Below are 6,358 nucleotides of genomic sequence, written 5' to 3'. Positions count from 1 at the left end.
ACGCTCCCGTCCAGCGGCGGCGCGGGCCTCAGTCCAGCCAGCCGGCCTTCCTGACCGTGGGGACGGCGGCGCGGGCGACGGGGACTTCGAGCCCGTTGCGCAGCCTGAGGGCCACCCGCCGACCGTCGGCGAGGTGGCCGGCCACGGCTGACGCCGCCACCCACCATGACCGGTGGACCTGCAGGCCGGGGACGCCCTCCAGTTCGGCGACGGCGTCGCGCAGGCGCATCAGGATCAGATCCGACCCCGTCGCGGTGTGGACGCGAACATAGTGGTCCTCCATCTGCAGGCAGAGGAGGTCGCGGCCCAGCCGGGCGGGCAGGCGGGCCATGAAGGCGGCCTCGCGCGGGGAGGCGGCGGCGGGCGTCGTCGTCGCAGCGGCGGCGGAGCGGTTCAAAAGGCCGTAGAACCCGACATAGCCGGCGACGGCGGGGAGAGCGACGATCAGCACCTCGCCATACCGCGTGAGCCAGCCTTCGGTCGGGGCGCCCATGAGGTGCGCGGTCGCCCAGCCGGCGAACAGGGTGACGGGGACGCTGGCCAGGGCGACCGCGAACGGCAGGCTGAACCAGGTCGACACGCCCCATCGGCGGCCCTGCACGATCGCCAGCACGGTGAACGGCGGATAGATCAGCGCGCCGAAACAGACCATGGCGATCCACGCGGCCAGCCGTTGCGGCAGGGGCACGGCGCCGTAGCTGCCGAAGGCGCCGACCACGCCAAGGAAGGCGCCGACGGCCACCGAGAACGCCATGCGCCGGATCCACATCGCCGGCGTCATCAGGTAGGTGCGGGCCGCGCCTTGTTCCATGGCTTTTCTATAGCGTCATTTCACGTATCGCGAACGGGCGTGCGGCCCGCTTGACGCACGCGCCGCGTCGGTTGGCGAAGCCGCGCTCGACCCGGCGGCGGCGGCGACGCATCTCATCGGCGTCAATTCGATCCGGAGCGCCACCGCCATGAAAAATCTGTTCAACGCCGGCCGGTTCCTGCTGGAGGACCTGCTGTCGACCATCGTCTTCGTGGTGCTGTTCTCGCTGACCAAGAGCCTCTATCTGGCCACCGGCCTGGCCATCGCCATCGGCGTCGGCCAGGTCGTGCTGCTCAAGCTGCGCGGGCGTCCTGTTGACGCCATGCAGTGGCTGAGCCTCGGCCTGGTGGTGGTGATGGGCGGGGCCACCCTGCTGACCCACGACCGCCATTTCATCATGGTCAAGCCGACCATCATCTATCTGGCCGTCGGGGCGGTGATGCTGAAGCCGGGCTGGATGAACCGCTATCTGCCGGCGATCGTCCAGGAGAACGCTCCCGACCTCGGGCGGCTGTTCGGCCGGGTCTGGGCCGGGCTGATGTTCGCGACGGCGGCGGCCAATCTGGTCGTGGCGTTCGCCCTGGACGCCAAGGCCTGGGCCTGGTTCGTGGCGGTGATCCCGCTGGGGTCGAAGATCGCCCTGTTCCTGGCGCAGTACGCGGTCACGCGCCTGACGGTCGGGGCGCGCCTGCGCGCTTCCCGGGCCGCGGCGACGGCCGTCGCCGCCTGAGCGCGGATGTCCAAAAGGTCATGACCTCGAATTAAGCTGTGCCCGCGCCGTCACGCGCCTACCGTCCATATGAAGCAATCAGCGCTGGGGAGAGATGCGATGCGCAAAGTGCGATGGGGCGCCGCGGCGGCGGGAATCGGGGCGGCGATGCTGGCGGCGGGCGCGGCCCAGGCCGATCCCTCGGTGGAGTTCAAGGACGCGGCGGTGCGGGTGGTGGTGATCCCGGAGGCGCGCTCCGACGTGAAGGTCGAGGTGATCAAGACCAATCCGCGCTTGCCGATACAGGTCCGCGTCGAGGGCGACCGCACCGTGGTCGACGGCGGCCTGGGCTGGGAGCGCGTGCGGGGCTGTCGCGGGTCCGGCGGCCGACTGAGCGTCTCGATCCGCGGCGTCGGCGACGTGCCTTATGAGGACCTGCCCCAGGTGGTGGTCCGCACGCCGATGACCGCCGACGTCGGCGCGGGCGGGGCGGTGTTCGGGTCGGTGGGCCGCTCCGACGCCCTGGAGCTTCACTCCGCCGGGTGCGGCGACTGGACGTTGGGCAATGTCCGCGGCCGCCTGCGGGTCAGCCAGGCCGGCTCGGGCGACACCCAGGCCGGCTCGGCCGGCGAGGTCGATCTGCGCGTCGCCGGCTCGGGCGACATCTCGGTCCGTGAGGTCTCCGGGCCGGTGAACGTCAATATCGCTGGGTCGGGCGATGTCGCCGTGGCCAGCGCCTCGAGCGCCGCGACGGTGTCGATCGCCGGGTCGGGCGACGCCAAGATCGGCGGTCACGTCACCGACGCGCGCGTGCGGGTCGCCGGCTCCGGGGGAACCTGGTTCAACGGGCAGGTGGACAATCTGGACGTCAGCATCGCCGGCTCGGGCGACGTTCGCGTGGCCCAGCTCCGGGGCGCGCTGAAGCAATCGGTCGTCGGCTCGGGCGAGGTGCGCATCGGTCGCTAGTCCCGACCGCCGCCGCCCAAACGAAAAACGCCCCGGAGACAGGCTCCGGGGCGTTTGCGTTCGCGGACTCTGACCGGTTCTTAGAACAGGTTGCCGACGATCATGTCGGAGAAGCCGCCCAGGCTCGCGCCCGAACGGTCGCGGCTCTTCAGGGTGCCGCCGAAGTTCCAGCGGGCGCCGATCCTGAAGACGTTCGCTTCGATGTCGTAGTTGTCGACCTTGGCGTAGTCGTACTTGGCGAACACGCTCACCGGGGCTTGAGCGAACTGGTACTCGCCGCCGACGCCGACGCCCCAGGCGTCAGCGCTGCTGCCGACCTTGAGGTCGAGGTTGTTGTAGCCGACGTTGCCTTCCAGGCGGAAGTTCTCGTTGACGAAGTACCGGGCGTCGGCGCGCACGGCCCAGACGTCAGCGTGGGCGCGGTCGACGCGGCCGTAGCCGGCGGCGCCGGCGACGGTCCAGTCGTTCAGGTACTTCTGACCTTCGACGCCCAGGCCCCAGGTGTTGCCGCCGTTCGAGTTCGAACCGCCGACGAAGCCGCCCAGGAGGTAGCTGTCATTGCGGTTGAACAGGTGGGCGGTGCCGGTGACGGCGGTGTCGGTCTTGTCCGAGTCGCGGATCTGGCCGTCGAGCTGGACGCCCAGGCCCGGCTTGGCGGTCGGGAACAGGACGGCGCCCGAGACGGCGTAGCCGTTGTCGTTGACGCTGCTCAGGCCCTTGCCCGGATCGATTTCGCTGTGGTTGTAGTTGGCGCCCGCATAGCCGGTGACTTGGGCGAAGGCGGGGGCGGCGATCATGAGGGAGACGATGGCGCCCGACGCGCAGAGAAGCTTTTTCATTTTCTTTCCTTACTAATCTCCGGACACAGACATTTTCCGGAACGCCGGCCTGATATCGGCAGCCGGCCTCGAAGCGCAACCAGCAGTGCGGCGCTTCTGCACGCCCCGTGGCCCCTTGGACACAAGCGGCGTTCAACGAACGACGTTTCTTAAGATGGAGTGGCCGAGCCCGTGTCGGGCGGCCGAAGGGCGTTGTCATCGCTGCAATCTTTCAGCCGCAATGTCGTGCATGATGGCTCCGGCCATCCGGGAGCCAGCCGCCGTGCGTGTCGTTGTTCTGTCCTTAGCCGCTCTTCTCCTCGCGCCCGCGGGTTCCGCATCGGCGGCGGCCGTAGCGGCTGACGGGGCGGGGGAGGTGGTCGCCACCGCCCAGGGCCGTCCCGACGCCCCGCCGGTCGTGAGGGGCGCGGCCTCCGCCATCGTCTCCACCCCGGACGACGGGCCGGAAGACCTCGACGCGCCGCGCGCCTCGCCTTCGGGATGCCGGCCGCAGTCGATGATGGGCGGCCCGGCCGCCCAGACCATCGACGACCGCAGGATGCACGGCTCGGTGTCGGTCGCCGCCGGCACCCAAGGCTATCGGTCGGCCTATGGCGAGGTGAGCATGCCCGTCGGCCAGTGCGGCGTCGTCACGGTGGGCTACGGCCAGATGAAGACCAAGGCGCCGGTCTATTATTCGCCGTATGGCGTATCGCCCTACGGCGTGGCGCGGCCGTTCCCCTGAGAGGGGCGGGAAGGGGGCTCCATCGCGCCCCTTGACGGTTTTGGAATCGCAGAGTATCTACCGCGCCTCTGTTGGACCGGCCGTACGCCTTCAAGCGTAGACGCGGTTCGCGAGACGACCAGACATAGCGACTGCAGACCGGCCAGCCGGAACGCGTCGTGAATTTGGCCAGCGGCCCTCGCGGCTTTCCGCGCGGGCCATATTCGTTTTGCGAGTCTCGTGCGTCCTGGGGTTTTCCCCAGACTGGTCTTTGAAACGGTATTTGGGCGTGGCGAGCGCTTAGGGAACATCGAGCGATATGGATCGACAAAATATCCGCATCAGGCTCAAAGCCTTCGACCACAGGGTGTTGGACCACTCCACCCGGGAGATCGTGAACACGGCCAAGCGCACTGGCGCGACCGTCCGTGGCCCGATCCCGCTGCCCACGCTCATCGAGCGTTTCACCGTCAACCGTTCGCCGCACGTCGACAAGAAGTCGCGCGAACAGTTTGAAATCCGCACGCACAAGCGTGTTCTCGACATCGTCGACCCCACCCCGCAGACCGTGGACGCGCTGATGAAGCTCGACCTGTCCGCCGGCGTGGACGTCGAGATCAAGCTTTAAGGGGGCAGGCCGATGCGTACCGGCGTGATCGCCAAGAAGCTGGGCATGACGCGCTTCTTCGATGAAGCGGGTCAACACGTGCCTGTGACGGTGCTGTCGCTCGACGGCTGCCAGGTTACGGCCCAGCGCACCAAGGACAAGGACGGCTACGTCGCGCTCCAGCTCGGAGCTGGCGCGAAGAAAGCCAAGAACACCAGCAAGGCCGAGCGCGGCCAGTTCGCCAAGGCTCTCGTCGAGCCGAAGCGGCATCTGGTCGAATTCCGCGTGACCGAAGACAACCTGATCGACGTGGGCGCGGAATTCACCGCCGACCACTTCGTTCCGGGGCAACGGGTCGACGTCGCCGGCCTGACGGTCGGCAAGGGCTTCGCCGGCGCCATGAAGCGCTGGAACTTCGGCGGCATGCGCGCCACCCACGGGGTGTCGGTGTCTCACCGGGCTCACGGTTCGACCGGCAACCGCCAGGATCCGGGCCGCACCTTCCCGGGCAAGAAGATGGCCGGCCACATGGGCCAGGAAAACGTCACCACGCTGAACTTGACGGTCTGGCGCGTCGACGTCGAGCGCGGCCTGATCCTGATCAAGGGCGCCGTGCCCGGCACGGAAGGCACCTACGTCAAGATCCGCGACGCGGTGAAGCGGGCGGCTCCGGCCGACCTGCCGAAGCCTGGCGCGTTCCGCAAGGCTGGCGAGCAGGCCGCGGCTCCAGCGGAAACGCCGGCCGAGGAAGCCCCGGCTGAAACCACCAACGAAGGCGGCGAAGCGTAATGAAACTCGACGTCATCACCCTCGCCGGCGGCAAGGCCGGCTCGGTCGACCTCGACGACGCCATCTTCGGCATCGAAGAGGTCCGCGCCGACATCCTGGCCCGTTGCGTCAACTGGCAGCTGGCCAAGCGCCGCGCCGGCACGCACAAGGTCCAGACCCGCAACGAGAACTCTCGTACGGGCAAGAAGATGTACAAGCAGAAGGGCACCGGCGGCGCCCGTCACGGTTCGCGCCGTGCGCCGCAGTTCGTCGGCGGCTCGCGCGCCTTCGGCCCGGTCGTCCGCAGCCATGCGTTCGACCTGCCCAAGAAGGTCCGCGCCCTGGCCCTGAAGCATGCGCTGTCGTCCAAGGCCAAGTCGGGCTCGCTGATCGTCCTCGATCAGGCCGCCATCGACGCGCCGAAGACCGCCGCCCTGCGCACCCAGCTCGAAGGCCTCGGCCTGAAGAACGCGCTGGTCATCGCCGGTCCCGCGGTCGACGCCAACTTCGCGCTGGCGGCCCGCAACATCCCGAACGTGGATGTGCTGCCGAACGCCGGTCTGAACGTCTACGACATCCTGCGTCGCCACACCCTGGTGCTGACGCGTGAGTCGATTGCGGCGATCCAGGCGCGCTTTGCTGAGAAGGAAGCCGCGTAATGGCCGCCACCGCCCGTCACTACGACACCATCCTGTCGCCGGTGATCACCGAGAAGGCCACCTTGCTCTCCGAGCAGAACAAGGTCGTCTTCCGCGTGGCCGCCGATGCGTCCAAGGACGAGATCGCCGCCGCGGTCGAAGAGCTGTTCAAGGTCAAGGTCACCAAGGTCAACACCCTGGTCACCAAGGGCAAGACCAAGCGCTTCCGCGGCATCGCCGGCCGTCGGTCGGACGTCAAGAAAGCGATCGTGACGCTGGCCGACGGCCAGTCGATCGACATCACCACGGGGCTCTAA

The 6,358-nt window shown here is 68.5% G+C and carries 9 protein-coding genes; 7 read left to right on the top strand and 2 right to left on the bottom strand.

The annotated features are described in order from the left end of the window. Window positions 1–28: 28 nt before the first annotated feature. Window positions 29–811, bottom strand: coding sequence for a LytTR family DNA-binding domain-containing protein (locus tag C5708_RS03890; RefSeq protein WP_242918004.1), 783 nt, complete (start codon window positions 809–811; stop codon window positions 29–31). 148 nt (window positions 812–959) lie between these two features. Between C5708_RS03890 and C5708_RS03885 the strand changes: the two genes are divergently transcribed. Together C5708_RS03885 and C5708_RS03880 are read left to right on the top strand one after the other, a co-directional pair. Then, entirely contained in the window at window positions 960–1,541 is a 582-nt protein-coding gene (locus C5708_RS03885) for a septation protein IspZ (protein ID WP_242918002.1), read from the top strand. A gap of 99 nt (window positions 1,542–1,640) precedes the next feature. Next, window positions 1,641–2,486, top strand: a complete 846-nt coding sequence (locus C5708_RS03880) for a DUF2807 domain-containing protein (RefSeq protein ID WP_242918000.1) — start codon at window positions 1,641–1,643, stop codon at window positions 2,484–2,486. An 80-nt stretch (window positions 2,487–2,566) separates the two neighbouring features. Here C5708_RS03880 and C5708_RS03875 read toward each other — a convergent pair whose 3' ends face one another. After that, window positions 2,567–3,325, bottom strand: coding sequence for a hypothetical protein (locus C5708_RS03875; RefSeq protein ID WP_242917998.1), 759 nt, complete (start codon window positions 3,323–3,325; stop codon window positions 2,567–2,569). 355 nt (window positions 3,326–3,680) lie between these two features. Here C5708_RS03875 and C5708_RS03870 point away from each other — a divergent pair, with 355 nt between their 5' ends. The 5 genes from C5708_RS03870 (at window position 3,681) to C5708_RS03850 (ending at window position 6,358) form a co-directional block, all read left to right on the top strand. Then, window positions 3,681–4,049 (top strand): hypothetical protein, encoded by a 369-nt coding sequence (locus C5708_RS03870; RefSeq protein ID WP_242917996.1) that lies wholly within the window; start codon window positions 3,681–3,683, stop codon window positions 4,047–4,049. Between the two features lie 298 nt (window positions 4,050–4,347). Next, on the top strand, window positions 4,348–4,656 hold the full coding sequence (gene rpsJ / locus C5708_RS03865; RefSeq protein ID WP_242917994.1) for a 30S ribosomal protein S10: 309 nt from the start codon (window positions 4,348–4,350) through the stop codon (window positions 4,654–4,656). Window positions 4,657–4,668: 12 nt separating this feature from the next. Next, entirely contained in the window at window positions 4,669–5,424 is a 756-nt protein-coding gene (gene rplC / locus C5708_RS03860; protein WP_242917992.1) for a 50S ribosomal protein L3, read from the top strand. Next, window positions 5,424–6,062, top strand: a complete 639-nt coding sequence (rplD, locus tag C5708_RS03855; RefSeq protein ID WP_242917990.1) for a 50S ribosomal protein L4 — start codon at window positions 5,424–5,426, stop codon at window positions 6,060–6,062. Before rplC ends, rplD begins: the two co-directional genes overlap by 1 nt. After that, window positions 6,062–6,358 carry a 50S ribosomal protein L23 gene (locus C5708_RS03850; RefSeq protein ID WP_242917988.1) on the top strand — a complete coding sequence of 99 codons (297 nt, stop codon included), beginning with the start codon at window positions 6,062–6,064 and terminating at the stop codon, window positions 6,356–6,358. Before rplD ends, C5708_RS03850 begins: the two co-directional genes overlap by 1 nt.

The sequence above is a fragment of the Caulobacter sp. CCUG 60055 genome (assembly GCF_022750545.1).
Classification (GTDB): domain Bacteria; phylum Pseudomonadota; class Alphaproteobacteria; order Caulobacterales; family Caulobacteraceae; genus PUIC01.
Note: the sequence above shows the minus strand (reverse complement) of the source record. Positions and strands in the feature narration are given on the sequence as shown.

Bases quoted from the DNA above. Each gene is read 5' to 3' on its own strand.
- C5708_RS03890 (WP_242918004.1), bottom strand. From the start codon at position 811: ATGGAACAAGGCGCGGCCCGCACCTACCTGATGACGCCGGCGATGTGG.
- rplD (WP_242917990.1), top strand. From the start codon at position 5,424: ATGAAACTCGACGTCATCACCCTCGCCGGCGGCAAGGCCGGCTCGGTC.
- rplC (WP_242917992.1), top strand. From the start codon at position 4,669: ATGCGTACCGGCGTGATCGCCAAGAAGCTGGGCATGACGCGCTTCTTC.
- C5708_RS03875 (WP_242917998.1), bottom strand. From the start codon at position 3,325: ATGAAAAAGCTTCTCTGCGCGTCGGGCGCCATCGTCTCCCTCATGATC.
- C5708_RS03850 (WP_242917988.1), top strand. From the start codon at position 6,062: ATGGCCGCCACCGCCCGTCACTACGACACCATCCTGTCGCCGGTGATC.
- C5708_RS03880 (WP_242918000.1), top strand. From the start codon at position 1,641: ATGCGCAAAGTGCGATGGGGCGCCGCGGCGGCGGGAATCGGGGCGGCG.
- C5708_RS03885 (WP_242918002.1), top strand. From the start codon at position 960: ATGAAAAATCTGTTCAACGCCGGCCGGTTCCTGCTGGAGGACCTGCTG.
- rpsJ (WP_242917994.1), top strand. From the start codon at position 4,348: ATGGATCGACAAAATATCCGCATCAGGCTCAAAGCCTTCGACCACAGG.